We start from the raw sequence: 25,682 nt of genomic DNA on the forward strand, positions 1-25,682 counted from the left end.
CGATATCGGGCATTGAACGAGCAAGGCTCTATCTCGGCAGGGCCAGACCATGACCGGAGAGATGTCGCGGGGATTCTACGGAATCTTGGCGCTCTCCGCCCTCGCCACGTCTGATGTTGCGTCCTATACCGCACTCGACCCGCGCGAGCGCCCCGCTCCTGGTTTCGCCGGACGCCCCCGCACCCCATGGAGGGCGCTCCCGCCCAACGAGGGTATTGCCCGAGCCGATGCCGCCCCACCTGCTCCTCGCCATCGCCGCCATCCTGCCCTTCCTCGGCAGCGTCGTGGCGATCTGCCTGCCGGGCCACGCACGCAACGCCGCCGCGATCGTTGCGGGTGTCGTGATGGTGACCTGCCTCGCCTGCATCGGGCTCCTTTACCCCGCCATCGCAGGCCCGGACCCCGTCATCTGGGCGGTCGACTGGCTGCCGACGTTGGGCGTCCGCCTCGTGCTGCGGCTCGACGGGCTATCCTGGCTGTTCGCCGTCCTGGTGCTCGGGATCGGCGCGCTCGTGGTCCTCTATGCGCGCTACTACATGGCGGAAGCGGACCCGGTGCCGCGTCTGTTCTCGTATTTCCTCGCCTTCGTCGGTGCGATGCTGGGCATCGTGCTCTCGGGCAACCTGATCCAACTCTTCGTCTTCTGGGAATTGACGAGCATCGTCTCGTTCCTGCTCATCGGCTACTGGTCCGACAACGCCTCCGCACGGGACGGCGCGCGGATGGCGCTGACCATCACGGCGGCCGGCGGCCTCTGCCTGTTCGTCGGTCTGGTGCTCATCGGGCAGATCGTCGGCAGCTACGACCTCTCGGCGGTGCTCGCCTCGGGCGACGCGATCCGCAACAATCCGCTCTACGTGCCGGCCCTGGTTCTGGTGCTGGCCGGCGCGCTCACCAAGTCGGCGCAGTTCCCGTTCCACATCTGGCTGCCGCGCGCCATGGCGGCACCGACGCCGATCAGCGCCTACCTGCATTCAGCCACCATGGTGAAGGCCGGCATCTTCCTGATGATCCGGTTCTGGCCGGTGCTGGCGAACACCGAGGCCTGGTACTGGATCGTCGGCACCGCCGGCATGATCACGATGCTGGTGGGCGCGTGGAGCGCGATCTTCCAGCACGACCTCAAGGGTCTGCTCGCCTATTCCACCATCAGCCATCTCGGGCTGATCACCCTGCTCCTCGGCCTCGATTCGCCGCTGGCCGTCGTGGCGGCGATCTTCCACACGGTGAACCACGCAACGTTCAAGGCCTCGCTGTTCATGGCGGTGGGCATCATCGACCACGAGACCGGGACGCGCGACATGCGCCGCCTCAGCGGCCTGTGGCAGGCCATGCCCTATACGGCGACGCTGGCGATGGTCGCCGCCGCCGCGATGGCGGGTGTGCCGCTCCTCAACGGCTTCCTGTCGAAGGAGATGTTCCTGGCTGAGGCGGTCGACAACGCGGACGGCCACCTGCTCAATTTCGCCTTGCCGGTGCTGGCGACGTTGGCGAGCGCCTTCACCATGCTGTATTCCGTGCGCTTCATCCGGCAGGCCTTCTTCGGACCCGCCCCGCACGACCTGCCGCACGCGCCCCACGAGCCGGTCCGCTGGATGCGCATCCCGATCGAGCTGCTCGTCCTCGTCTGCGTCGCCATCGGCCTCGTGCCGAACCTGACGATCGGTCCCCTCCTCGCAGGCGCCGTCCGGGCGGTCCTCGGCGAGCGGACCCCCGATTACGACCTCGCCATCTGGCACGGCTTCAACGCGCCGCTTGCACTCAGCATGGTGGCGCTGCTGGGCGGCATCGCGCTCTATGTTGCGTTCGGGCGGCGAATCAACACCAATCCCCGCGGCGGCCCCTGGCTGATGGACCGGATCGACGGCGGCTGGCTGTTCGAGCGGACCATGACCGGCCTCGTGAACGGCGCGCGCCGCCTGGAAGCCGGGCTCGGTGCCGAGCGCCTCCAGGCGCAGTTGCGCATTCTTTTCCTCACCGTGCTCCTGGCCGCATTGGTGACGGGAGCCGCACGGGGGCTCGACCTGTTCGCGCCGGGCAAGACCACGGAATTCGACCCGGCCTTCGCGCTGATGTGGCTCGTGGGTGCGGCCTGCGCCATCGGCGCGGCGGAGCGGGCGAAGTACCACCGGCTCTCCGCCGCCATCTTCGTCGGCGGGGCGGGCCTCGTGAGCAGCCTCACCTTCCTCTGGCTCTCCGCCCCGGATCTCGCGGTGACGCAGATCCTGGTGGAGATCGTCACCACCGTGCTGCTGCTGCTGGGCCTGCGCTGGCTGCCCAAGCGCGACGCGGCAATTCCGGCGCCGGCTTGGGAGAAGACGCGGTCCCGCCGTCGACGGATGATCGATCTCGGCATCGCCGCCTTTGCCGGCCTCGGGCTCGCCGGGTTGGCCTACGCGGTGATGACCCGGCCCGCCGTCGACGGGATCGCCCGCTGGTTCATCGAGGAGGCCTACCCGCAGGCGGGCGGACGCAACGTCGTCAACGTATTGCTGGTGGATTTCCGGGCCTTCGACACGTTGGGCGAAATCTGCGTGCTGGGCATCGTCGGCCTGACGGTGTTCGCGCTCCTTCGCCGCTTCCGCCCCGCCTCCGACAGTCTGGGGCCTCCCAAGCAGCAGGTGAACCACGACGCCTATGACGATGCCCGCGAGGGCCGCGAGCTCGGCGACACCACCGCCGATGCGCTCCTCGTCCCCCGCGTGGTGATGACGTGGCTGTTCCCCTTCATCGTCCTCCTCGCGCTGCATCTGTTCCTGCGCGGCCACGACCTGCCGGGCGGCGGCTTCGCGGCGGGCATCGCGCTCACCATCGCCTTCATGCTGCAATACATGGCTCAGGGCGCGCAGTGGGTGGAGGAACGGCTGCGGATCCAGCCGATCTCGTGGATCGGCATCGGCCTGCTGGTCTCCGTCTCGGTCGGCGCCGGTTCCTGGCTGTTCGGGCGTCCGTTCCTCACCGCCTATTTCGCCTATTGGAAGCCGCCTCTGCTCGGCAAGGTCCCGATGGCGAGCGCGCTGCTGTTCGATCTCGGGATCATGGTGCTGGTGGTGGGCGCGAGCGCGCTGATGCTCGTCGCCCTGGCTCACCAATCCCTGCGGCGCACCCGCCCCGCCGAGGCGGGGGTGGAGCGGGTCGTCGAGAAGGAGCCCGCCTGATGGAGATCGTGCTGTCCCTGGGGATCGGCGTCTTCGCCGCCTCGGGCATCTGGCTGATGCTGCGTCCCCGCACCTTCCAGGTCGTGCTGGGCATCTCGCTGCTGAGCTACGCCGTCAACCTGTTCATCTTCGCCATGGGCCGGCTGACGGTGGGCGCGCCGCCGGTGCTCGGGGCTGGGGCCGACATCGTCTCCGTGGACGACCCGGTGCCGCAGGCCCTGGTCCTCACCGCCCTGGTGATCGGCTTCGCGCTCACCGCGCTCTTCCTTGTCGTGCTGCTCGCCGCCCGCGGCATCACCGGCAGCGACCATGTGGACGGCCGCGAGCCGCATCTGGCGGAGCCGAATCCAGAGAACCCGCATCCATGAACGCCACGGTTCTGAATGCCCCCCTGGTCAGCGACTGGACCGACCATCTCGTCGTCCTGCCCATCGTTCTGCCGATCGCGGTGGCCGGGGCGATGTTCCTCATGGACGAGCGCCGGAGCCGGCTGAAAGGGGCTCTCAGCCTCGCCACGGTCCTGGCCCTCCTCGGCATATCCCTCATCCTCGTCTGGCGCGCGAGCGAGGCGGCGCAGATCTACCGCCTCGGCAACTGGGCCGCACCCTACGGGATCGTGCTGGTGGCCGACCGGCTCTCGGCCCTGATGCTGGCGCTCGGCAGCGTGCTGGGCCTGTGCGCCCTGGTCTTCTCCTTCGCCCGCTGGGGCCGGGCGGGTCCGCGCTTCCACGGCCTGTTCCTCCTGCTGCTGATGGGCGTGAACGGCGCTTTCCTCACCGGAGACCTGTTCAACCTGTTCGTGTTCTTCGAGGTGATGCTGGCCGCCTCCTACGGTCTCGTCCTGCACGGATCGGGCGAGACGCGGATCCGGGCCGGCCTCGGCTACATCGCGGTCAATCTCGTCGCCTCGCTGTTCTTCCTCGTCGGCGTCAGCCTCATCTACGGCACGATGGGAACCCTCAACATGGCCGACCTCGCCCGGCGGCTCGCGGCGCCGGAGGCGGGGGAACTCGCATTGTTCGAGATCGGCTGCGCGATCCTCGGCATCGCCTTCCTGATCAAGTGCAGCGCTTGGCCGCTCGGGTTCTGGCTGCCCACCACCTACGCGGCAGCGAGTGCGCCGGCGGCCGCGATCCTCGCGATCCTGAGCAAGGTCGGCATCTACGTGGTGGTGCGCCTGAGCCTGCTTCTGTTCGGGGCGGGACTGTCGGAGGGGTTCGGACAGACCTGGATTCTCGCCGCCGGTCTCGCGACGATGGCCTATGGCGCCATCGGCATCCTCGCCGCGCGCGACCTCACGCGGGCGGCGGGCTATGCGGTGATGATCTCGTCGGGCACGGTGCTGGCGGCCTTGGGGAGCGGCAATGACAGGGCGCTCTCGGGGGCCCTGTACTACCTCCTCGGCTCCACCCTCGCGGCGGGCGCCCTGTTCCTGCTCGCCGAGATCCTCCAGCGCGGCCGCGACCCGCTGGAGGCCGCCCAGGCCGTCTTCGCCGACGAGTACCGCGACCCGTTCGACGATGCCGACGCCACCGAGATCGGCCGGGCGATCCCCGCTGCGGTGGCGCTCCTCGGGAGCGGCTTCCTCGTCTGCACGCTGATGTTGGCCGGGGTTCCCCCGCTCTCCGGTTTCGTCGGCAAGCTCGCGATCTTCACGGGGCTCACCACGGGCACGACGACCGCGTCCGCCTGGTGGCTCATCACAGCGCTGACCCTGTCGAGCTTCGCCACGCTGATGCCGATGGTGCGGCTCGGGATCAAGAACCTCTGGGTTCCGAGCGACGACCCGCCGCCGGTCCTGCGCCTTTCGGAATTCGCCGCTCTGGCCGGCCTGCTCGCCGCCTGTGTGGCGCTCGCCCTCTGGGGCGGCCCAGCCCTCGCCTATGCCGACGAGACCGTGCGCTGGCTGGCCCAGCCGCAGGAATACGTTCGGGCCGTCCTCGGGCCGACCCGGGAAGGCGGTGGATCGTGAGCCGCCTCCTGCCCTACCCCATCCTGTCGGCCTGCCTCGCCGCGACCTGGCTGCTCCTGAACGCGCCGCTCTCACCGGGCAATGTCCTGCTGGCGCTGCTGGTCGGCCTCACGGTTCCTGCCGTCATGCTGGCGCTCCGTCCTCCCTCGGTGCGGGTGCGGGCGCCCGGCACCCTCGCGCGGCTCGCCGTGATCGTGCTCTACGACATGGTGCGCTCGAACATCGATGTCGCCCGCATCATCCTCGGGCTTCGCGGCGGCGAGCGGCGGACCGGCTTCGTCACGATTCCCCTCGACATGCGCGAGCCGTTCGGTCTCGCGATCCTATCGATCATCCTCACCGGCACGCCCGGCACCCTCTGGGTCCAGTACGATTCCGACACGGGCTGCCTGCTCATTCACGTGCTCGACTACACCGATGGCGAGGAATGGGTGCGGCGGGTGAAGGACCGCTACGAGCGCCCCCTGATGCGGATCTTCGCCCCATGATCTTCTTCGTCCCGTGAGGTTCTTCCCATGAGCGCCAACACCGTTCTCGACTGGGGCCTCGGCTTCGCCCAGGGGATGCTGGTTCTCGCCATGGCGCTCGCCGCATGGCGGATGCTGCGCGGCCCCCGCGCCCAGGACCGGATCCTCGGTCTCGACACCCTCTACCTCAACGGCATGCTGGCGGTGGTGGTCCACGGCATGCGCACCGGCAGCGGCCTCTATTTCGAGGCCGCCCTCATCCTCGGCATGATCGGCTTCACCGCCACCGTGGCGCTGGCGAAGTTCCTGATGCAGGGCGAGGTGATCCAGTGAACGACGCTGAACTTCCAGTCTGGGCCGCGTGGCTGGTGGTGGCGCTGGCGATCGTCGGCGCGGGTTTCTCGCTCACCGGCGCCTTCGGCCTCATTCGCCTCCGGACGTTCTACGAGCGCGTCCATGCCCCCACCCTGGGAGCGACGCTGGGCATGGCGCTGATTCTCATGAGCTCGATGCTGCTCCTGTCCCTGATCGAGGGCCGCCTCGTTCTGCGTGACGCCCTGATCGGCGTGTTCCTCACCGTGACGACCCCGGTGACGTTGCTGCTCCTCGCCCGCGCGGCGGCGCAGCGGGACCGCCACGAAGGCAATCCCGGTGCACCGCCAGAGGTATGACGCACGCCCGGCGACAATGAGCGCCGCGCCTCAAGCCTCCACCGCATTCCCCCGGATCAGGTCGCGCCCGGCATAGATCCCGCCCACGGTCTCCATGTCGAGCCGCTCGGCGTCGCGGCGGCGGACTTCGGCCATGACCGCGCTGGCAGAATCCGGCTCGTCACCGATGGCCAGGAGTGCCTGCTCGCCGAAGGCCAGGGCCGATTCGAGCGTCTCGCGAAGCTGGTAGGCGACTCCGGCATGGATGAGCTCGATCGCGTGCTCGCGGTCGCGGGCGCGGGCAAGAACGGGAACGAGGGGGAACTCGGCCCTCGCCAGTTCGGCGATCCGCCGCGCGGCCTCGCGGTCGTCGATGCAGATCAGGATCGCCCGTGCCGTGGCGGCCCCGGCCGCGTGCAGGATGTCGAGGCGCGTACCGTCGCCGTAATAGACCTTGAAGCCGAATTGTTCGGCGACGCGGATATAGGCGGGGTTGGTGTCGATGATCGAGACCGAGCAGCCGCGCGAGATCAGCGGTTGGCTCACCACCTGCCCGAATCGGCCGAACCCGATGATGAGGGCGCTGCCCACGAGATTTTCCGGCACCTCGACGCCCTCCGTCGAGACCGAGGCCTTGGGACCGAAGCGGTCGAAGGCGATCACCATCAGCGGCGTGACGGCCATGGACAGGATGATCGTCGCCGTAAGGATGGCGTTGGTGGTGCCGTCGATGATGCCCGCGCTCGCGGCGGCGGCATAGAGCACGAAGGCGAACTCGCCGCCCTGGGCCATCAGGGCCGCACGCTCCATTGCCTCGGGATGCGAAGCGCGCAGGAGACGGGCGATGGCGTAGATGACGACGCTTTTCACCACCATGTAGGCGGCGACGCCCATGAGGATGAGCGCCCCATTCGCGGCGATGACCGTGAGGTCGAGGGACATGCCCACGCCGAGGAAGAACAGGCCGAGCAGGATGCCCCGGAACGGCTCGATATCGGCCTCGAGCTGGTGTCGGAAGCTCGATTCCGAGAGCAGGACGCCCGCCAGGAACGCACCCATGGCCATGGACAGCCCGCCGAGCTGCATGGCCAGAGCCGAGCCGAGCACGACGAGGAGGGCCGCCGCCGTCATCACCTCGCGGGCCTTGGCCGCGGCCAGCAGGCGGAACAGCGGGTTGAGCAGCCAGCGCCCGGCCGCCACCAGGGCGGCCACGGACCCAAGGGCGATACCGATGCCATAGACGCGGTCCATCGTGCCGGTCGCCTGCCCGCCGGGGGCCAGAAGTGCCACGATGGCGAGGAGCGGCACGATGGCGAGGTCCTCGAGCAGGAGGATCGCCACGATGCGCTGTCCCTTCGGCGTCGAGAGCGACCCGCGCTCTTCGAGAAGCTGCATGACGATGGCGGTGGAGGTGAGGACGAAGCCGGTGCCGGCCACAAAGGAGATCGCAGGCGAGAACCCCATGGCGATGCCGACGAGCATGAGCGCAACGATGCAGACGCCGACCTGGGCGAGGCCGAGGCCGAAGATCTCGCGCCGCATGCCCCAGAGCCGCGACGGCTCCATCTCCAGCCCGATGATGAACAGGAACATCACCACGCCGAGTTCGGCCACATGCAGGATGGCGTGCGCATCCGAGAACAGGCCGAGGCCGAACGGGCCGATGGCGAGCCCCGCCACGAGGTAGCCGAGGACGGAGCCGAGGCCGATCCGCTTGAACACGGGCACCGCGACGACGCCGGCGGCGAGAAGCGCCACGACCTGAACGAGTTCGCTCGCGGCACCGGATGCTTCAACTGCCATGACGTCGATATGTCCTCTCGGAGGGGATTCGCGGGCGAGGCCCCATCGGCCCCGCCCCGTCTTCACGCATCAGGGGTAGCGCACGGGCGGGGGTGATTCCGGCAAAGGGATGAACTCGGATTCGCCGGGCACGGTATCGAAACGGGCCTGGCGCCAATCCTCCTTGGCCTGCTCGATCCGCTCGGGGCGCGAGGAGACGAAGTTCCACCAGAGATGGCGCGGCCCGTCCATGGGCTCGCCGCCCAGGACCATGAAGCGTGCGGCCTCGGTGGCACGCACGCTGATGCGGTCGCCGGGATTGAAGACGAGGAGCTGGCCGGGGCCGAACCCGTCGCCGGCAATGTCGATGTCGCCGGAGACGGTGTAGATCGCGCGCTCGTCATAGGTCGGGTCGAGGGGCAGCACGGCGCCCGCCTCCAGCATCACGTCGGCATAGACCATCGGGCTCGAGGTCCGCACGGGCGATCTGGCGCCGAAGGCCTCGCCGGCGATCAGCCGGACGATCTTGCCCTCGCCGGTGAGGACCGGCAGCGCATCCGCATCGTAATGTTCGAAGGCGGGGGCGGTCTCCTCGTCCTTGTCGCTGAGCGCGACCCAAGCCTGGATGCCGAACAGCTTCGAGCCGGTCCGGCGCAGCCCGGCGCCGGTCCGCTCCGAATGGGTGATGCCGCGACCGGCCGTCATCCAGTTGAGCTCGCCCGGACGGATCGGCAGTTCGGTGCCCAGGCTGTCCCGGTGCATGATCTCGCCGTCGAACAGGTAGGTGACGGTGGAGAGGCCGATATGCGGATGGGGCCGCACGTCCATGCCCTGGCCGAGGAGGAACTCGGACGGCCCCATCTGGTCGAAGAAGATGAACGGGCCGACCATCCGGCACTCCGTCGACGGCAGAGCCCGCCGGACGGAGAACGAGCCGAGATCCCGCGAACGAGGGACGATCAGGGTCTTGATCGCATCGCAGGAAAAGTGATCGCCCGGAACCGGGTCGTCCGCACTGTGCCAGCTCATCGCCCGTTTCCCTTCTGCTTAATCCGATTGACGTCTCTTGCGGTTTGCGAGGCAGGCATCCGATCCGCAGCACCGTTCCCGCCGGTCCACCAGATCGGTCGGGCTATACGCTCGCTCCCGGCGCCGGGTCTTGAAGAATGCCGGCATGTCCGCCTCGAATGGGTTATCGAGCATCTCTGCTCTCGATGAAACAGAAACGATGGAAACCGATCGTTTCGGAAAATACGCTCTCGCCTCGTCACCTTTGCGCCGCGAGGTTATTGAGGATCCTACAAACCGCACCCATAGAATCCTTCGCAGAACCCGGGTTTGGGAACCTCCCGAAGTGAGACCGCCGAAGTCATCGCGCTCGATTTCGTTGGAGCTCGAGCTCGGAGCGGGCCGAGCCGGTCCGGTCCGGTCCAGCGGCAGAGCGCGAGGCGCGCCGCGAAGACGCAAGCGGCGGTGTTCGCTCGGAAGCCCTCAAACGGGTCTATGGCAGTCGGTGCGAAAACGGATATCGGCAATGGCGCTTCACGATGAACAGCCCGGCGTCGCCATCTCGATCAGCGGCGGATAAGTCACCTGTCTCGCGGGGGTCGGTCTAAACTCACGGCAAACGGAACCGTGTAACAGGAAGGCTGTGGAATTTTTTGAACGAACATCAGTTAAAGACATTACGTGCATATTTCAGCGGCACCGTTACTTTTAATGAGTTCGCTTTTACTTCTTTTGGAAACGGTGGAAATCTTGAACCCGTTTTTACAGTCAACAAAGCCATCCTGTCGAAATCGGGCGACCCAGATGAGTTGACGACATTTGATTCCACGACGTTCCCGTCCCTTCCGACAATGAAGTTGACGACAACAATCACGTCCGAGTTAGATATGTACATTCTTCTCGCAGATTGATGTCTTATATAAACATACCTGGCCAAGGTACCGAGATATTTTTGCTGTATGGTCGGCCCAAATTCATTGTCTTCGGCTTTGGATGCTTCGGGATAAGAGCCTAGAATTGCGCAAAAGCCTGCAATTGCAATGGCAAAGAATTTATAAAACATGGCATCCTCCACCAACAAGCGCAACCAAACTGGTTTATACGCTTGATCTGTGCAAGCCTAGAATCGGCTCTTCCTTGCCGTACTGAGGACAGTCGCTCTCGAGGAGAACCCATACAAACGAAAGATCCCGCCACGGCTTACACCGGGCGGGACCAATTCGGGGAGTGAATTATCGTCGGAGCGTGACGCTAATTCTAGTAACCGTAGCGATAGGCTCGCCGACGATAATTGTGTTCCTGCCGGCGCAGGTGGGCGTCGTAACGCCGTTCACGCGCCCATTCGCGCCGAACCTGCTTCCGGTACCGATAGCGCTGGTACCCTTCGCGGCTGTAGAACTGCGCCTTCTCGACAAGAGCAGGCTGCTCGAGCTGGACTGATGACGGCGGCAATGGCGCAGCCTGGGCTGCCGAGGCGAAGCCCGCGACGGCAGCGACGGCCAGGAGAACCAGTTTTGAACTCGTTCGCATCGTTTTCCTCCGTGAAGCTCACGAGATGCGTCATGGCCCTTCAAGCATGAACGGAGCATTGACGCCATTCGCACACGCAAACACGGATTCGTGAGGCAGCAACCGGGCAGAACCACCCCCGCTTTGAAAAGGCGGCACCGTTCAGATGCTTGGCGCGCATCGTGATGTGGCGACCAATGCCGCCTCGACCGATGCGCGGTGGGACAGATTCTCTCATGCCAAACCTTTACCTCGGTGAGCCCGCCCCATGGCCGTACTCACCACGGCCCGCTGGCCGGCCGCCGCGTGGTCGCGTCTCGATGAGGTGGGCTCATCGGCACTTGATATAAGCCTGGATCACGCGGCGGTGACGCCACGAAGGACGACAGGTCGAGCGTCGTCGGCCGTACGAACGGCAGCAGCACCAGCGAGGTTCACGCCCCGGGCAGTCGCAGGCTCATCGTCGCTTCTCCGAAGTGTGCCCGACCGAATGCCGCAAAGCTTCTCGGACGCCCTGGGAACGCTATAGGAAGGTGATAAGATTTTCCTATGGTGGAGAATCCGTAAAATGATCCGGGTTAGGAACCCTTAAACCCGCCGTATTTACCATGCGGTACCTGAGCCTCTCGGATCGCGGGATGCTCACAGGTTCAGACGAAACGCATGGCGAACGGACGCAAGGGACGCGGGCGGGAGGAGCCGAACTTCGACGTGCCGGAAGGGCGCATCGGTGGGCGGGGCGACCTCGACCTGCGGCTCAGCGGCGACGATCGCGCCGGAGGCGGTGTGGGAAGACGCGCGACGAGCAGCAACGGCCAGGGCGAAGGCCCCCGGCGCCCCTCGGCGCGGGCCAAGACACCGGCCCGGAAGCCGCGCCGGCGCTCGTTCCTGGGCGGTCTCTTCTACGGCACGCTCGTGCTCGGCCTGTGGGGCGTCATCGCCATCGCGGGGCTGGTCGCCTACCACGCCTCGCAACTGCCGCCGATCGACCAGCTCGCCGTTCCGAAGCGCCCCCCCAACATCGCCATCCTCGCCAGCGACGGCTCGCTCCTGGCCAATCGCGGCGAGACCGGCGGACGAGTGGTGAGCATCGGCGAGTTGCCGCCCTATCTGCCGCGCGCCTTCGTGGCGATCGAGGACCGGCGCTTCTACAGCCATTTCGGCGTCGACCCGGTGGGCATCGCCCGCGCCGTGGCCCAGAACGTCACCCGCCGCGGCGTCTCGCAGGGCGGATCGACCCTGACGCAGCAGCTCGCCAAGAACCTGTTCCTGACGCCGGAACGCTCGGCCTCGCGAAAAATCCAGGAGGCGATCCTCGCCCTGTGGCTGGAGCATCGCTACACCAAGGACGAGATCCTCGAACTCTACCTGAACCGGGTCTATTTCGGCGCAGGCGCCTATGGCATCGAGGCCGCCGCCCAGCGCTATTTCGGCAAGCCCGCCAAGGCGGTGACGCTGGCAGAAGCCGCCATGCTCGGCGGCCTCGTCCAGGCTCCCTCGCGCCTCGCCCCCAACCGCAACCTGCCCGCCGCCCAGGCGCGTGCGGCCCAGGTTCTCGCGGCCATGGAGGAACTCGGCTTCGCCAAGCCCGCCGAGGTGAAGCTGGCGCTGGCGACTCCGGCGCGGCCGGCGAGCAGCCGTGGCGGCGGCTCGGCCAATTACGTGGCCGATCTCGTCATGGACGTCCTCGACGACTTCCTGCCCAAATTCGACACCGATATCGTCGTCACCACCACCGTCGACACCCGCCTCCAGAGCGCGGCCGAGAAGGCGCTCGTGGACGAGCTGAACCAGAAGGGCTCGCGCTATAACGTCGCCCAAGGAGCCGTGGTCTCGATGAAGCCGGACGGTGCGATCCGGGCGCTCATCGGCGGGCGTGACTATGCGCAGAGCCAGTTCAACCGGGCCACCACCGCCAAGCGCCAGCCGGGCTCCTCGTTCAAGCCCTTCGTCTATCTTGCCGCCGTGGAGCGGGGCCTGACCCCGGACACCGTGCGCGACGACGCGCCGATCAGCATCAAGGGCTGGAATCCTGAGAACTATTCGCGCGACTATCGCGGGCCGGTTCCCTTGCGCGAGGCGCTGGCGCTCTCGCTCAACACCGTGGCCGTGCGCCTCGGCCAGGAAGTCGGGCCGAAGGCGGTGGTTCAGGCGGCCCAGCGCCTCGGCATCTCCTCGCCGCTACAGGCCAACGGCTCACTGGCGCTCGGCACCTCGGAAGTGACCCCGCTGGAAATGGTGGGCGCCTACGCCGCCTTCGCCAATGGCGGCACCGGCGTGAACCCCTACGTCATCGCCAACGTGAAGAGCACGACGGGCAAGGCGCTCTACCAGCGCAAAGACACCAATCTCGGCCGGGTGATGAATGCCGAAACCGTCTCGATGATGAACGCGATGATGCATGAGACCTTCGTCTCGGGCACCGCGAGGAAGGCCGAAGTTCCCGGATGGGACCTCGCCGGAAAGACCGGCACCAGCCAGGATTTCCGCGATGCCTGGTTCATCGGCTACTCGTCGAGCCTCGTCACCGGCGTCTGGCTCGGCAACGACGACGGGGAATCCACCAAGAAGGTCTCCGGCGGTAACCTGCCCGGCGAGATCTGGAAGACCTACATGACGGTGGCCCTCAAGGGCCAGACTCCAACGATGTTGCCGGGCGCGAACCATTGGCGAAACCGCGCCCCCGCGGAGGTTCCCGCCACCACCGGAAGTGCGCCGGGGGGCCTCATCGGCGCCCTCCTCGGCGAGCCGCAATCCGCTGCCCCGCCGCCCCGCGTCGCTGCCAACCAGCGCGCTCGCGGGCCAAGCCAGGACGACAGGAACTTTCTCGAGAAGCTGTTCGGCGTGGGAGAATAGGCGAGGAAGAGAAGCGCCTGCCGAAGGCGGGCCGGACCGTCTGAGTTCGGTCGGCCTCTACAGTCCGACGATGCCCTTCAGCGCAGCGTTGATCCGGTCCTGCCAGCCGGGGCCGTCCTTCTGGAAATGCTCCAGCACGGCTCTGTCGAGGCGCAGGGACACCATCTCGCGGGCGCCGGGCGGGCTGAGCGGCGCGGCGGGGGCGCGTTCGGCGGGTTTGGGGGCGTCGGGCGCCTTGGTGGTGGCGGCCTTGAAGGCGGCTTCCGCCGCCTGGCGGGGGTCGCTGGCGCGACGGGTCCGATCGAATGCCATGGGTCGGTTTCCTGGTGAGGCTCTCTGGCTCAGCTCGCGGAGCGCTTGCGCTTGGGGGCCGGCGCGGGAGCGGCGGCCTTCGCCTCGGCATCGGCGGCTTCCTTGGCGAGGCGAAGCGCGCGAAGCTTCACGGTGCGCTCGTCGATGGCCTTCACCGATTGCAGATGCTCCGCCATCGCCTCGGCGCCTTCCTTGGCCATCCGTTCGGCGCGCTCGGCGCGCTCTTCGGAACGGGTCCGGGCGTCAGTTTCGTCGCTCATCGTCGTCCTTCCTCGCTCCCCTCGCCCCGCGTACCATCCTTCGATCGCATCATCCGGCCCTGGCAAGGGCTGCATCGGCGAAGTCGCCGCTCGCGCCCGCTCGCGCGGCGCGTGACATCGACGATCTCGGCGGGTGCCAGCGGATGGGAAAACCCACGATCGGCGGCAAGGGAGGGTGATCCACACACCCTTCGCACGGGACCGGCTTCAGGCGGGATTATCGGGGCATAGCACGTCCGGAGACCAAAAAGCGAACCCTGGCAATGACCCGCAGGGGCAACGCCGACAAATCCCGGTGGATGGCCCGTCGGAACGCCGCGATGAGACCGATTCCGGTGACCGTCAGCGTGGCGCCCGCGATCCGTGCCTTACCCGCACGGTGCTCTCGCATTCCGAGCCCGCCGAAATGGTCGATGGCCAGGATGAAGCGATGGAGCAGGGCCGAGCTCAGGTCGGAGCGTTTTCGAACGGAGGAGATCACGGCAGGAGGAGGAGGCCGGCCAGCGCCAGGATCAGGGCCGGAGGCATCACCAGGAGGCCGAGCGTGAGGAAGCGCCAGAAGCCGACATTCTCGCCTTCGCGACGGATGGCGGTGAGCCACAGGATGGTGGCGAGGGATCCGGTGACCGACAGGTTGGGGCCGAGATCGATGCCGATGAGGATCGCCCCGGCGACTTTCTCGGAGACGTCGGCCTGCTGCACGGCCGCCCCCGCGATCAGGCCGGCCGGCAGGTTGTTGACGAGATTGGAGAGTACCGCCACGAGCGTGCCGCCGCCCCAGGCGGCCGCATCCGGCGAGATCTCGGCCGCGCGCTTGAGATGATCGGCGACCATGGTCAGCACGCCGGTCTTCTCCAAGGCCTCGACTAGAACGAACAGGCCGGCCACCAGGGGCAGTACGCCCCAGGACACGTCCTTGATGATCTCGACCGCTCCACCGCGCTTGATCGCAAGGACGAGGAGCGTCGTGGCGAGCCCGGCGATGAAGGTCGGTAGGCCGAGTTCGAGATCGTAGGCCGAGGCGGCGATGAGCGCCCCGGCGGTGGCGACGATGCCGAGACCGGCGACTTTGCCTGTGCCCGAAAGCGGTGTCGCCGCGACGTCCTTCGCAATCAATTGCCGCCGCAGGACCGAGTTCTGGGTCAGGCGCAGAACGATGTAGGTGGCGACGATGGCCAGGGCCGAAGGCAGGGCGAACCGGGCGAGCCATTCCATGAGCGGCGGCATATGCGTAGCGTAGACGACGAGGTTGGCCGGGTTCGAGATCGGCAGCACGAAGCTCGCCGCGTTGGCGATGAAGGCGCAGATGAAGAGGTAGGGCAGAGGCTCGGCCTCCGCCGCCTTGGCCGCCGCATAGACCGCCGGCGTCAGCACCACGGCGCAGGCATCGTTCGAGAGGAAAACCGTGACCACGATGCCGACGAGGTAGACGAGGAGGAACAGGCGCGTCGCCGATCCTCTGGCTTGGCGCACGGCGATGCCGGCGAGCCAGTCGAAGAGCCCCTCCTTCCTGGCGATCTCGGCAAGCAGCATCATGCCGACGAGAAACAGGTAGACATCCGTCCCCTTGCGCACGCCGTCCCAGGCCGCGTCCGGCGAGATCAGGCCCAGCACCAGCAGCGCCCCGGCGCCGAGCGCGGCCCAGACCGCCTCCGGCCAGGCGAAAGGCCGGGTAATGACCCCGAGCGTCGCCAGTCCGGCGATGATCCAGATCACCAGATGCGGCGTCATGGGAAGTGCGAACATGGGCGGACGAGATCCTGTATGCGGCGGAAGACCGGCGCCACGGGGCCGGTACCGGTCGTTTCGGACGAGCCCCAGCTTGGTACGGAGGAGGCCCTTCTCTGGCCATGCGCCGATGGAAGAAGCGGCGCTGCCGATCCCGTTCGAGATCGGTCGCCCCGTCAGGCGGGGGAGACCACCATCGGCTCCGGCCCGCCGCCGCTCGGTGGCTTCGAGGCGGTTTTCGGCGGCTCGAACCCGTAGGTCTCCGGCATGGCGACGAGGTAGAGGACGAACCCCGCCGCCGCGATGCCGGCCAGGACCAGGAACGCCGTCGAATATCCCGCCGACACGATGATGAGACCGGCCAGCGTCGCCGAGAACGAAGCGCCGAGTCCCTGTGTCGTCGCGACGGCCCCCTGCGAGACGTTGAACCGGCCGGTGCCTCGGGTGAGGTCGGCGACGACGATGGGGAAGAGCGCGCCGTAGATGCCGGCCCCGATCCCGTCGAGGAGCTGGACAGCGACGAGGTAGAACGGGTTGTCCGAGAAGGTGTAGAGCACGCCCCGGATGGCGAGCACGCCGAAGGCCACGAGGAAGATTGGCTTGCGCCCGATCGCGTCGGCTTTGGCACCGACGAAGACCGCCACCGGCACCATGACGAACTGTGCGGCCACGATGCAGACCGAAATGAGCGAGGTCGCGCTCTCCTTGCCGGACAGCTTGGTCAGCAGCTGGCCCACCGAGGTCAGCATCGCCGCGTTGGACAAATGGAAGATCGCCGCCAGTAATGCGAACAGCATCAGGGTGCGGTTCTGCAGCAAGGCCCGGATTCCGGAGGTTTGCTCACCGCCCTCCTCCGCCGATTCGTCGAGGCCGCGCGCGAGATCGTCGTCGATGTCCTTGGCCGGCACCATCAGCATGGCGCCGACGCTCAGGACCGCGAGCACGGCCATGAGCCAGAACACCACGATGGGTCCGAAGAAATAGGCCGTCGAACCGGCAATGGCCGCCGAGACCGCGTTGCCTGCATGGTTGAAGCCCTCGTTGCGGCCGATGCGCTTGGAGAACATCTTCGGCCCCACCACGCCGAGGGTGATCGCCGCGAGCGCCGGCGGGAACACCGCCCCGGCGATGCCGGCCACGGACTGGGTCGCGGCCACCAGGTAGAAATTGGTGACGAAGGGAAGGAGCAGGCAGCTCGCCGTGACAGCCAGCGCCCCGGCAATGACGATGGCGCGCTTGTGGTTGGTCCGGTCGATCAGAGCCCCGGCCGGCGTCTGCGCGATCAGTCCGGCGATGCCGGCGATCGTCATGATCATTCCCGTCGTCGCCTCGTCCCAACCCTGGTCGGGACCGCGCACGGCGATGAGGTAGATGGCGAGATAGGGGCCGAGCCCGTCGCGGACATCGGCGAGGAAGAAGTTGAGGGCGTCGAGCCCGCGCAGCGTCCGCTGCGACGGGGCACGCACGCGAGTCTGGTCGGCGGCCGTGTGGCTCGTCATCCGATCGATCCTTGGCGGAAATGTCGTGTTGGGGGGATCGATCGTCGCGCGTCCATGGCCGGCGAGCCGCGACCTTGCGTCGATCGCAGCGGCAAGTAGCGAGCCGAAACGATGGTTCCTGGCCGCCGCCTGAAATCTCCGTGAACGCAGCCGCACGCTCGCCGCCGGCGACCCATCCTGGACGGAACGGCTCSCCCCGGCGGCCTTCTTCCATCGGCGAGGAAGAAGCCACCGGCGGCGGCACGTGGTGTCAGAAGCTGCGCTTCTCGCGGATGTCGCCGTCGAACCCGACATGGAGCAGGCGCTCGCGGCCGTCCTGGCCCTTGGCCGCCATGTCGAGATGGCGCGGACCGCGTCCCGTGACGCGGATGTCGGAATAGCCGGCCGCCTCGACCTTCGCGGTGAGCACAGGTGCATCGACCTCGGGGCCGAGGCCGACCTTGTCCTTCGCCCAGTCGAGGCCACCGGGCTTCGGGCCCTGCGCCGGACCGAGCACCACCGTCTTGCCATCGGCTCGGGTGAGGAGGGTGGCGTGGAGGAAGCCGTTCTCGAAGCGGCCCTGCACCGTGACTGCCTCACCCTTGGTGACGAGGGTGCCGCCCTCGCCCTGCTTGCCGGTCTCGACCAGGGCACGGCCGGAGCCGTCCTGCAGGATGAACTTGTTGCCGAAGATCTCCGCCACCTCGCCCTTGGCCGCGATGGCGGCGGAAGGGGCGAGCTGTGCGACGGTGACCGGCGCGACGGGGGTGAGGGTCACGCCGGAATTCTGCGCCAGGGAAAGGCCGACGGCCCCGAAAGCGAGGGGAGCCGCGATGGCGCCGACGATCCAGCCGCGGCGCGAGCGGCGCGGGGCGGCGGGGCTCGGCATCTCGGTGGCGGTTCCGTCGATGGTCTTCTCGGTCGTCATGGTGTCGATGTCCTGGAAAAGCGGATCCCCTCTCGGGTTGACGCCGTTCTAGGCTCGCCCCTCCAACCCGATCTGAACCGCGCGGTTCAGCCCCGGTTAAAGCGCGGCGCGTAGGCGCCGGGGCTGCCCCTGCATCCCCAAGGATACGGATTCCGATGAAGCTCCTTCTGGTGGAGGACGATGCGGCGCTCGCGGCCGAGATCGCCAAGGCCCTGCGCGCCGAGAACTTCGCCCTCGACCACGCGGTCAACGGCGAGGACGGCCAGCATCTCGGCGAAACGGAGATCTACGACGCCGTGGTGCTCGATCTCGGCCTGCCCAAGCGCGACGGCGTCTCGGTGCTCCAGGCCTGGCGGGCCGCCGGGCGGACCGTGCCGGTGCTGATCCTCACCGCGCGGGACGGCTGGAGCGACAAGGTCGCGGGCTTCAAGGCGGGGGCGGACGACTATCTCGTGAAGCCGTTCCGGGTGGAGGAACTCGTCATCCGCCTGCGGGCCCTGGTGCGCCGCGCCTCGGCGCACGGGGCCAACCGGATCGTCTGCGGGAATCTCACCTACGATGCCGGCCTCGGCACGTTCGAGCGGGATGGCCTGCCCCTGAAGCTGACCGGCCTCGAATGGCGGGTGCTCTCCTGCCTGATCCTGCGCAAGGACGGGGTCGTGCCCCGTGGCCAGCTGATCGAGCGGGTCTATGACGGCGACGCGGAGGTGGATTCGAACTCGGTGGAGGTCATCATCACGCGCCTGCGCCGCAAGATCGCGCCGGCCCGGATCGAGGGCGTGCGCGGCCACGGCTACCAGCTCCTGCCGGGAGAAGCGGCGTGACCCCGCCACATCCTCCCCACGGGCCGGCTCCCCACGGGCCGCCTCATGCGCATCGCGGATCCCTGCAACGGCGCCTGATCCTCGCCGCCCTCGTCCTCGTCACCGTGGCCCTCATGGTGGCGGGAATCGCCATCGGCTTCATCCTGCACCGCTTCGTGCGGGGCCAGCTCGACAGCCGCCTCGACAGTCAGATAGTCGCCATCGCATCGAGCCTCGAGCGGGGCCGCGACGGCCGCCTCGCTCTCGGGCGCAACCTCGACGGCCCGCCCTTCGACCGCGACCGGTCGGGCTGGTCCTGGCAGGTCCGGCAGGGCGACGCGATCCTCCGCTCCGGCTCCCTGGAAGGCCGCGACCTCACCGTCCCCGAAGACGACCGCCCGGACGGGGGGGGTCGACGCCGCGACCGCCCCCGCCCGGCCGACGCCGTCGATCCCTGGGGCAACCCGGTGATCCTGCGCATTCTCACCCTTCCGGATGCGGCGGGGATCGGCCCGGCGACGATCGTCGCCTCCGCGCCCATGGCGGCCCTGCGCGGCCCCGTCCGGGAGGCGAGCCTTACCCTGGCGCTGATCCTCGCCGTGCTCGGCCTCTGCCTCCTCGCCGGCCTCGTCGCGCAGGTGCGCCTCGGCCTGCGACCGTTGGAACGCCTGCGCCGAGACCTCGCGGAGGTTCGCGCGGGCAAGCGCGCACAGGTGCCGGAGGCGCAGCCGGCGGAGATCCGCCCCCTGGTGCGCGAGGTGAACGCGCTTCTCGGCGAGAACGCGGCGAATCTCGAACGGGCGCGCACCCATGTGGCCAACCTCGCCCACGGATTGAAGACGCCGCTCGCGACCCTGACCATGGCGCTTCGGGATGGGGAGCGCGACCCCGACGGCCGGCTGGCGACCCTCGTCTCCAGCATGGATGGGCAGATCCGCCATCATCTGCGCCGCGCCCGCACGGCGGCCCTCGGCGGGGCCACCCGCGAGAGGACGGCGCTGCAGGCGCCCATAGCCGATCTACGGGCCACCTTCGCGCGGCTCTACGCCGACAAGGGCATCGCCTTCGCCGTGGAGGTACCGGATGGCATGGCCGTGGCGTGCGACGGCCAAGATGTCGACGAAATGATCGGCAACCTCATCGACAACGCCTGCCGCTGGTGCCGGGCGCGGGTTCGGATCGCCGCCTCTTTCTCCGAACGAGGCGTCACCGTCACCGTGGAGGATGACGGGCCGGGTCTCGACGCGGATGCGGCGGCCGGGGTCCTCGGGCGCGGCAAACGTCTGGACGAGACAGTACCCGGCCACGGGTTCGGCCTGTCGATTACTACGGAACTGGCAGAACTCTATGGCGGCTCGCTCCGCCTCGATCGCGGGACCTTCCATGGTCTTCGCGCTCGGCTCGACTTGCCGGCCTGACTCCATGCGGCGGTCTGAATGGCCTCTCGCGAAATGGCGGTTTCAACCGCACGGATTCTTTAGAGAGACGGCGCACCTTGAACGGGACGAAGCGGGCGGCATATCCCCTGCTGTGAAGGGTCGTCCCGCTCCGCATGCGCCTCGCCTTCGTCTCGGGATGGCACGATGAGGACACAGGGCGGAGGACAGGTGGCCCATTCGGGCTCGGGCGGGAGGTTCTGAATGTCTGAGATCCACCACGACGTCATCGTCATCGGCGCAGGCCTCGCCGGAACCACCGCGACCATCGCGCTCGCCAATGCCGGGTACGACACGGCGATCATCGACACCCACGCGGTCTATCCCCCCGATTTCCGGGCGGAGAAGCTCGGCGTGCCGCAGATGGACCTGTTCGAGAAGCTCGGCTTCGGCGAACTGGCGCGGGCCGTGACGACGCCGGTGGACGAGGTCTGCGTCACGCGCTTCGGCCATCTGGTCTCGCGCCATGCCGTGCGCGAATACGGTGTCCATTACACGCCCCTCATCAACGACCTGCGCGGCGCCCTGCCCGCCTCGTCGCCCCTGGTGATCGGGCGCGTGGCGGAGATCGAGACCGGCCCGGAACGACAGACGGTCACCCTCGCCGATGGCAGCGTGCGCACTGCGCGGCTGGTGCTTCTGGCCACCGGCCTCGGTGATGTGCTTCGGCGCAAGGTCGGCATCGGCAGGACCATGATCAGCGAGAAGCACTCCCTGTGCTTCGGCTTCGACATGGCGGCCCCGCCCTCGTCCTTCGGCTTCGAATCCCTCACCTATTACGGCGAGGGCGCGGACAATGCGGTGGCCTATGTCACGCTCTTTCCCATCGGCGCGACGATGCGGGCCAATCTCTTCGTCTATCGCGCGCTCTCCGATCCCTGGGTGAAGGAGTTCCGCAAATCGCCCGAGGCACTGATGAGGCAGGCCATGCCCGGCCTCGCCCGCCTCTGCCCGGACCTCACCGTCACGGGCCCCGTAGAGATGCGCCCCATCGATGTCGTCCAGGCGGCCGATGCGGAACGCGACGGGGTCGTGCTCCTGGGAGACGCCTTCCTGACCCCATGTCCGATCCCCGGGACCGGGATCGGAAAGGTGCTGACCGATGTCGACCGGCTCTGCTCCGAGCATCTGCCGCGCTGGTTCGCCACGCCGGGAATGGGCAAGGACAAGATCGCCGAATTCTACGCCGACCCGATCAAGCAGACCTCCGACCGGCAATGCCTTCAGGCGAGCCTCTATGCCCGCCAGATCACAATCGGCAGCGGCGCCGTATGGACCCTGCGGCGCCTGCGCAACCGCGTCGGCCGCTACGGCCTGCATGCCCTCCACCTGCTGCGCACGGCCTTCGCAAAGCCGCGCGGACCGGCGATCGGGCGCACCAAGACCGTCTGAGGCGGGCTATCGCCCCCTGCGCCAGCGGGGGGAGCGGGCCGAGCCGTCGATGAATTCGAAGGTCGAGGTGCGGTTGAGGGTGTGAAGACGGGTGCCGGGAAAGAGCGGGCCCGAGCGAAGGATCGTCTCCACGGTCTGCGCGTAACCCTCGTCGTCGAGGCGGTCGATCCGCGCCAGCGCCAGCGCCTCGCCATAACCCAGGCGGCAATCCTGGACCGGGCGGATCAGGGCGCCGTCCCGCTCGACGATTCGTCCCGCCGGCCGCGCGGAGGCGATGTCGATGAGCACCGGGTTGCGCGCATGCGGCGTCCAGGGGCCGCGGAAATCCGGGGCCGACCAGAGATGCAGGCTGTCGTGGTAGGAGCCGAGCACCGTCCCCCCGCCGACATCGGCGGCCTGATCGCGCACCGTCGCGAACATCCACCAGCGGCCGTCCCGCTCCAGCAGGGTCGGATCGCTGACGGTGATGCCGCTGAGCAGCGTCGCTTCCTTGACCCAGCCGCCCGGAAAGGCCGTGGCCCGGTAGAGGTCGACCGTGCCGTTGGCGCAGCTCTCCGGGATCATCCAGAACGCCCCCTCGCGCTCGAACACGAACGGGTAGGACAGGTGATGCGGCTCCTCCAGCACCGGGACCGGCGTTCCGACCGGGCCGTTCGCATCGAAGGCCACCGCCGAGATCAGCGCCTTGCCCGTCGCGTGCGGGAAATCCTCGACGAAGAGGATCGTGCGGCCCTCGTGCTCGATCCCGAAGGGATCGGCGTAGAAGCGCAGGCCGTCATCCGCCAGGTCGCGCCAGCCCGATGAAGGATGGGCGCGCAGATCGATGAGATCGGGGCCGGCCAACCTGCGCCAGCCGACGCGCCAGTGCGGGGCGCGGTAGCAGAGGTAATAGAGACGCCGGACGACGAGCCGCGCCGCCATTTTCGCGGCGCGGGTGCCGATCGTCTTCACGGTCAGGGCGGGAGCCTCGGGCGACACTGGGACGCCGTCCCGGAGAAGCGGCCGGGCGCCCGACAGCGCGCCGACGATGAGCGTCATGCTGCGGATCAGCCCATCCTCGAACGCGGTGAGCATGGTGCCGCGATCCTCAGCGCCGAAGCGCCCGGAGGCGATGATCCTGCCATCCGTGGAGAGGGCCGCGACGGGAGAGCGGCCGGCGAGAAGCGCGGCGAGAAGCGCGCCCTCGCCCGCCACCCCGTCGAAGCCGAGGCGCCAGACCGGAAGGTCCGGGCCGCCCTCCGCATCGCCGCAGAGATCGAGGATGCAGGACGCAGCCGCCGTGGGTTCGGGATAAGCAGCCAATGCGCTCCCCGGAACGGGGGCGGACAGACCGCCGAGGGACAGCCGGTTCAGCAGGGCTTCGAGGCGGAACAGCAGCGCGGCATTGTCCGACAGGCCCCCCGGCCCCGGCGAGCGGTCGACCTCCACCTCGAGTCCGGGAAGTGCTGCGAGCCGTTGCAAAAGGCAGAGATGCCAGCGGCGGGGGGCGCGTCCATCCAGCCTCAGTCGCAGGCGCATCGTCGATCCCCAGACAGTCGAAAGCCGAGGCCGATGGCCGCGGGCCGGTGGGATCGGTCCGACCCTGGACGTTTCCTCATTTTGCAAGGTTACGGCATCACGATTGAGAAACCCTTCACCGCCATCGGCGCGAAGGGGCCGCGGGAGGGAGATGTTAATGTTTCACTAACCATATATTGGAGGGAAGGGGCGAAGATCGGTGAAATCCCCAGGTGTTGGTGAATCGTCAGTAAAATCAGATCATGCCTATATCTGAAGGACGGGCTGTATCCCGGTCACGGCCCGAGCATCCGATGGCACAGATGGACAGACACATCGCGGCGGCGGATTGGATCGGTCGATCGAGCATCGACCGGCCCCCCCCGTCCGAGCCCGACAAGAGCGCCGAGATCGGGGATCTCTGGCGCATCCTGTACGTGCGCCGGGCTTGGGTGCTCGGAACCGCCGCTCTGCTCACCTTCATCGCGGTGGCCTACGGCTTCCTCGCGCCGCCGCTCTATGCGGCCACCGCCCAGATCCTGATCGATCCGCGCGACAAGCAGATCGTCACCAACGACGTCAATCCGGTGGCGATGGCGCCGGATGGCGGCGTCATCCAGGTCGAGAGCCAGGCGCGCGTGATCGAATCCGATTCGGTCCTGACCCGGGCGGCCCGCGAGGCCGGATTGCTCGATGACCCGGATTTCGGCGGCGTCGGCAGCGGCTTCATCAGCTGGACCCTGCGCACCCTCCAGGGCGAAAGTTCCGCCCCGAGCACCGATGCCGCCGCCGAGGCCCGGGCCGTCCGCGCCCTGCGGCGCAAGCTATCGGTGAAGCGCGCCGACAAGGTCTTCGTGGTGGATGTCGTCGTCACCGCCGGCAACCCGGACAAGGCCGCCCGGATCGTCAACGCCATCGCCAGCGCCTACCTCAAGGACCAGACCTCCTCCCGTGCGGATGCGGCCGCGCGGGCCTCGGCCGAATTGGGCGCGCGCCTCGACGACCTGCGCAAGCGCGTGAACGTCGCCGAGAACAAGGTCGAGAAGTTCAAGGCCGAGAACGGGTTGATCACGGCGAGCGGCCAGCTCATCAGCGAACAGCAATTGGCCGAGAGCAACAACCGCATCGTCGCCGCCCGCGCCCGCACGGCGGAGGCGCGCACCCGGCTGCAGCAGATCAAGGATGCGCGCGGTACCGCGTTCGGACCGGACACAGCCCCGGAAGCGATCCAGTCCGCGGTGATCGAGCGGCTGCGCAGCCAATATGCGGAGCTCGCGAGCAAGGAAGCGGATCTTCGCACCCAGCTCGGCAACCGTCACCCCTTCATCGAGTCGGTGCGGACCCAGATGCAGGACGTCAAGCGCCTGACCGAGACGGAGCTGAGCCGCATCGCCCGCTCGGCCGAGACGGATTACCAGCGCGCCGTCGCCAATGAGAAAGCGCTGACCTCGAATCTCGACGAGTTGAAGCGGGGCTCCATCGTCACCGGCGAAGCCTCCGTGCGCCTGCGTGAACTCGAACGCGAGGTGGATACCAGCCGGGCCGTCTACGGCAACTTCCTCAGCCGTTCGCGCGAGATCCAGGAACAGACCGGCATCGACACCACCAATGCCCGCGTCATCAGCTGGGCCCGTCCGCCCGCCGAGCGGAGCTGGCCCCTGCGCCTCCTCCTGTTCGTCGGCGGGCTCGTCAGCGGCCTCGGCCTAGGGGCCGGCCTCGCCTTCGTGCGTGAGTATCTCGACCCCACCGTCCTCTCCCGGCGCCAGATGGAACGGCTCTCGCACACGTCCGTGGTCGCCACCTATCCGGAGTTCAAGGCGGGAAGCGAGCGTCCGGCCAGCGTCGCCGCGAGCCTCACCCTCGACCGGCTGTCCAGCGTGCGCGGCCAGATCCACCCGCCGGGCCAGGCGTTGAGCGTGCTCGTCACCTCGGCGGCCTCCGATGCGGCGGACCGGCGCTCGACACTTCACCTGCTCGCGGCCGTGGCGACCGCGCGCGGCGAGCGGGTTCTCCTCGTGGATGCGGATCTCGAAGCGACGCCGGAGCAGAAGGCCTACGGCCCCGGCCTCATCGAGGTCCTGCGTGGCGAGGCCGGGATGGCGGCAGCGGCCAAGTCGGATCCCGAGAGTGGTGCCGCGCGGATCGGCATCGGCGATACCGCCAGGGCCTCGCGCGAGGCTCTGAGCCGGGCCAATATCGAGCAGTTCCTCGCGGCTGCCAAATCGAGCTTCGACCTCATCCTCATCGATGGCGGCGTGCTCACCGGAAATCTGCGTATCGGGCCCCTGGCCTCGGCCAGCGACCGGTTGCTGATCGTGGCGAAGAACGGCGCCACGCGTCAGCGCGACCTCCTCGACATCCTCGACGTCTCGGAAGTGCTGGGCCGTCCGGTCTCGGGCAGCCTCTTCGTCGACCGCTACGCTGCGGCGGCGTGACGGGCTGAGCA

The 25,682-nt window shown here is 68.0% G+C and carries 21 protein-coding genes; 11 read left to right on the forward strand and 10 right to left on the reverse strand.

Annotation, left to right across the window (positions count from 1 at the left end; genetic code table 11):
* The first annotated feature begins 227 nt into the window (after positions 1–227).
* The 6 genes from ASF32_RS11150 to mnhG are packed head-to-tail and all read left to right on the forward strand — an operon-like array spanning position 228 to position 6,268.
* Positions 228–3,158 (forward strand): monovalent cation/H+ antiporter subunit A, encoded by a 2,931-nt coding sequence (locus ASF32_RS11150; RefSeq protein WP_056427885.1) that lies wholly within the window; start codon positions 228–230, stop codon positions 3,156–3,158.
* Positions 3,158–3,526: a Na+/H+ antiporter subunit C gene (locus ASF32_RS11155; protein WP_018041828.1), complete on the forward strand. Its 369-nt coding sequence runs from the start codon at positions 3,158–3,160 to the stop codon at positions 3,524–3,526. The genes ASF32_RS11150 and ASF32_RS11155 overlap by 1 nt, the downstream gene beginning before the upstream one ends.
* Complete coding sequence (locus ASF32_RS11160; protein ID WP_056427888.1) at positions 3,523–5,130, forward strand: monovalent cation/H+ antiporter subunit D; 1,608 nt, start codon at positions 3,523–3,525, stop codon at positions 5,128–5,130. The genes ASF32_RS11155 and ASF32_RS11160 overlap by 4 nt, the downstream gene beginning before the upstream one ends.
* A complete protein-coding gene (locus ASF32_RS11165) occupies positions 5,127–5,618 on the forward strand; it encodes a Na+/H+ antiporter subunit E (RefSeq protein ID WP_056427893.1) in 492 nt (163 codons plus the stop codon). The genes ASF32_RS11160 and ASF32_RS11165 overlap by 4 nt, the downstream gene beginning before the upstream one ends.
* A gap of 27 nt (positions 5,619–5,645) precedes the next feature.
* On the forward strand, positions 5,646–5,930 hold the full coding sequence (locus ASF32_RS11170; protein WP_018041825.1) for a K+/H+ antiporter subunit F: 285 nt from the start codon (positions 5,646–5,648) through the stop codon (positions 5,928–5,930).
* A complete protein-coding gene (gene mnhG, locus ASF32_RS11175; protein ID WP_056427896.1) occupies positions 5,927–6,268 on the forward strand; it encodes a monovalent cation/H(+) antiporter subunit G in 342 nt (113 codons plus the stop codon). The genes ASF32_RS11170 and mnhG overlap by 4 nt, the downstream gene beginning before the upstream one ends.
* Positions 6,269–6,298: 30 nt before the next feature.
* On the opposite strand, the gene ASF32_RS11180 is transcribed toward mnhG, so the two are convergent.
* The 4 genes from ASF32_RS11180 to ASF32_RS24500 form a co-directional block, all read right to left on the reverse strand.
* Complete coding sequence (locus tag ASF32_RS11180; protein WP_056427899.1) at positions 6,299–8,050, reverse strand: monovalent cation:proton antiporter-2 (CPA2) family protein; 1,752 nt, start codon at positions 8,048–8,050, stop codon at positions 6,299–6,301.
* A 69-nt stretch (positions 8,051–8,119) separates the two neighbouring features.
* A complete protein-coding gene (locus ASF32_RS11185; RefSeq protein WP_056427903.1) occupies positions 8,120–9,058 on the reverse strand; it encodes a pirin family protein in 939 nt (312 codons plus the stop codon).
* Positions 9,059–9,701: 643 nt separating this feature from the next.
* On the reverse strand, positions 9,702–10,100 hold the full coding sequence (locus ASF32_RS24495) for an energy transducer TonB (RefSeq protein WP_082470428.1): 399 nt from the start codon (positions 10,098–10,100) through the stop codon (positions 9,702–9,704).
* Positions 10,101–10,294: 194 nt separating this feature from the next.
* Positions 10,295–10,567 carry a hypothetical protein gene (locus ASF32_RS24500; RefSeq protein WP_082470426.1) on the reverse strand — a complete coding sequence of 91 codons (273 nt, stop codon included), beginning with the start codon at positions 10,565–10,567 and terminating at the stop codon, positions 10,295–10,297.
* 642 nt (positions 10,568–11,209) lie between these two features.
* On the opposite strand from ASF32_RS24500, the gene ASF32_RS11190 reads away from it, so the two are divergent.
* Positions 11,210–13,402: a PBP1A family penicillin-binding protein gene (locus ASF32_RS11190; RefSeq protein WP_056427906.1), complete on the forward strand. Its 2,193-nt coding sequence runs from the start codon at positions 11,210–11,212 to the stop codon at positions 13,400–13,402.
* A gap of 57 nt (positions 13,403–13,459) precedes the next feature.
* Here ASF32_RS11190 and ASF32_RS11195 read toward each other — a convergent pair whose 3' ends face one another.
* From ASF32_RS11195 to ASF32_RS11220, 5 genes are all read right to left on the reverse strand, one after another.
* Positions 13,460–13,714 carry a BrnA antitoxin family protein gene (locus ASF32_RS11195; RefSeq protein ID WP_056427909.1) on the reverse strand — a complete coding sequence of 85 codons (255 nt, stop codon included), beginning with the start codon at positions 13,712–13,714 and terminating at the stop codon, positions 13,460–13,462.
* Between the two features lie 29 nt (positions 13,715–13,743).
* Positions 13,744–13,974 (reverse strand): hypothetical protein, encoded by a 231-nt coding sequence (locus tag ASF32_RS11200; protein ID WP_056427912.1) that lies wholly within the window; start codon positions 13,972–13,974, stop codon positions 13,744–13,746.
* 477 nt (positions 13,975–14,451) lie between these two features.
* Positions 14,452–15,720 (reverse strand): arsenic transporter, encoded by a 1,269-nt coding sequence (locus ASF32_RS11210; protein ID WP_056427918.1) that lies wholly within the window; start codon positions 15,718–15,720, stop codon positions 14,452–14,454.
* Positions 15,721–15,878: 158 nt separating this feature from the next.
* Positions 15,879–17,201: an MFS transporter gene (locus ASF32_RS11215; RefSeq protein ID WP_056427922.1), complete on the reverse strand. Its 1,323-nt coding sequence runs from the start codon at positions 17,199–17,201 to the stop codon at positions 15,879–15,881.
* Positions 17,202–17,451: 250 nt separating this feature from the next.
* Complete coding sequence (locus ASF32_RS11220) at positions 17,452–18,108, reverse strand: hypothetical protein (RefSeq protein ID WP_056427925.1); 657 nt, start codon at positions 18,106–18,108, stop codon at positions 17,452–17,454.
* Positions 18,109–18,263: 155 nt separating this feature from the next.
* On the opposite strand from ASF32_RS11220, the gene ASF32_RS11225 reads away from it, so the two are divergent.
* The 3 genes from ASF32_RS11225 (at position 18,264) to ASF32_RS11235 (ending at position 21,739) form a co-directional block, all read left to right on the forward strand.
* The gene (locus ASF32_RS11225; protein ID WP_056427928.1) at positions 18,264–18,932 is read left to right on the forward strand and encodes a response regulator transcription factor; all 669 of its coding nucleotides are present in this window, start codon (positions 18,264–18,266) and stop codon (positions 18,930–18,932) included.
* A complete protein-coding gene (locus tag ASF32_RS11230; protein ID WP_082490403.1) occupies positions 18,929–20,329 on the forward strand; it encodes a HAMP domain-containing sensor histidine kinase in 1,401 nt (466 codons plus the stop codon). The genes ASF32_RS11225 and ASF32_RS11230 overlap by 4 nt, the downstream gene beginning before the upstream one ends.
* A 222-nt stretch (positions 20,330–20,551) precedes the next feature.
* Complete coding sequence (locus ASF32_RS11235) at positions 20,552–21,739, forward strand: NAD(P)/FAD-dependent oxidoreductase (protein WP_056427931.1); 1,188 nt, start codon at positions 20,552–20,554, stop codon at positions 21,737–21,739.
* A gap of 6 nt (positions 21,740–21,745) precedes the next feature.
* Here ASF32_RS11235 and ASF32_RS11240 read toward each other — a convergent pair whose 3' ends face one another.
* Positions 21,746–23,257, reverse strand: coding sequence for a hypothetical protein (locus tag ASF32_RS11240; RefSeq protein ID WP_056427934.1), 1,512 nt, complete (start codon positions 23,255–23,257; stop codon positions 21,746–21,748).
* A gap of 302 nt (positions 23,258–23,559) precedes the next feature.
* Here ASF32_RS11240 and ASF32_RS11245 point away from each other — a divergent pair, with 302 nt between their 5' ends.
* The gene (locus ASF32_RS11245) at positions 23,560–25,671 is read left to right on the forward strand and encodes an exopolysaccharide transport family protein (RefSeq protein ID WP_244478110.1); all 2,112 of its coding nucleotides are present in this window, start codon (positions 23,560–23,562) and stop codon (positions 25,669–25,671) included.
* Positions 25,672–25,682: the final 11 nt, after the last annotated feature.

This window comes from Methylobacterium sp. Leaf91 (genome assembly GCF_001422815.1).
Classification (GTDB): domain Bacteria; phylum Pseudomonadota; class Alphaproteobacteria; order Rhizobiales; family Beijerinckiaceae; genus Methylobacterium.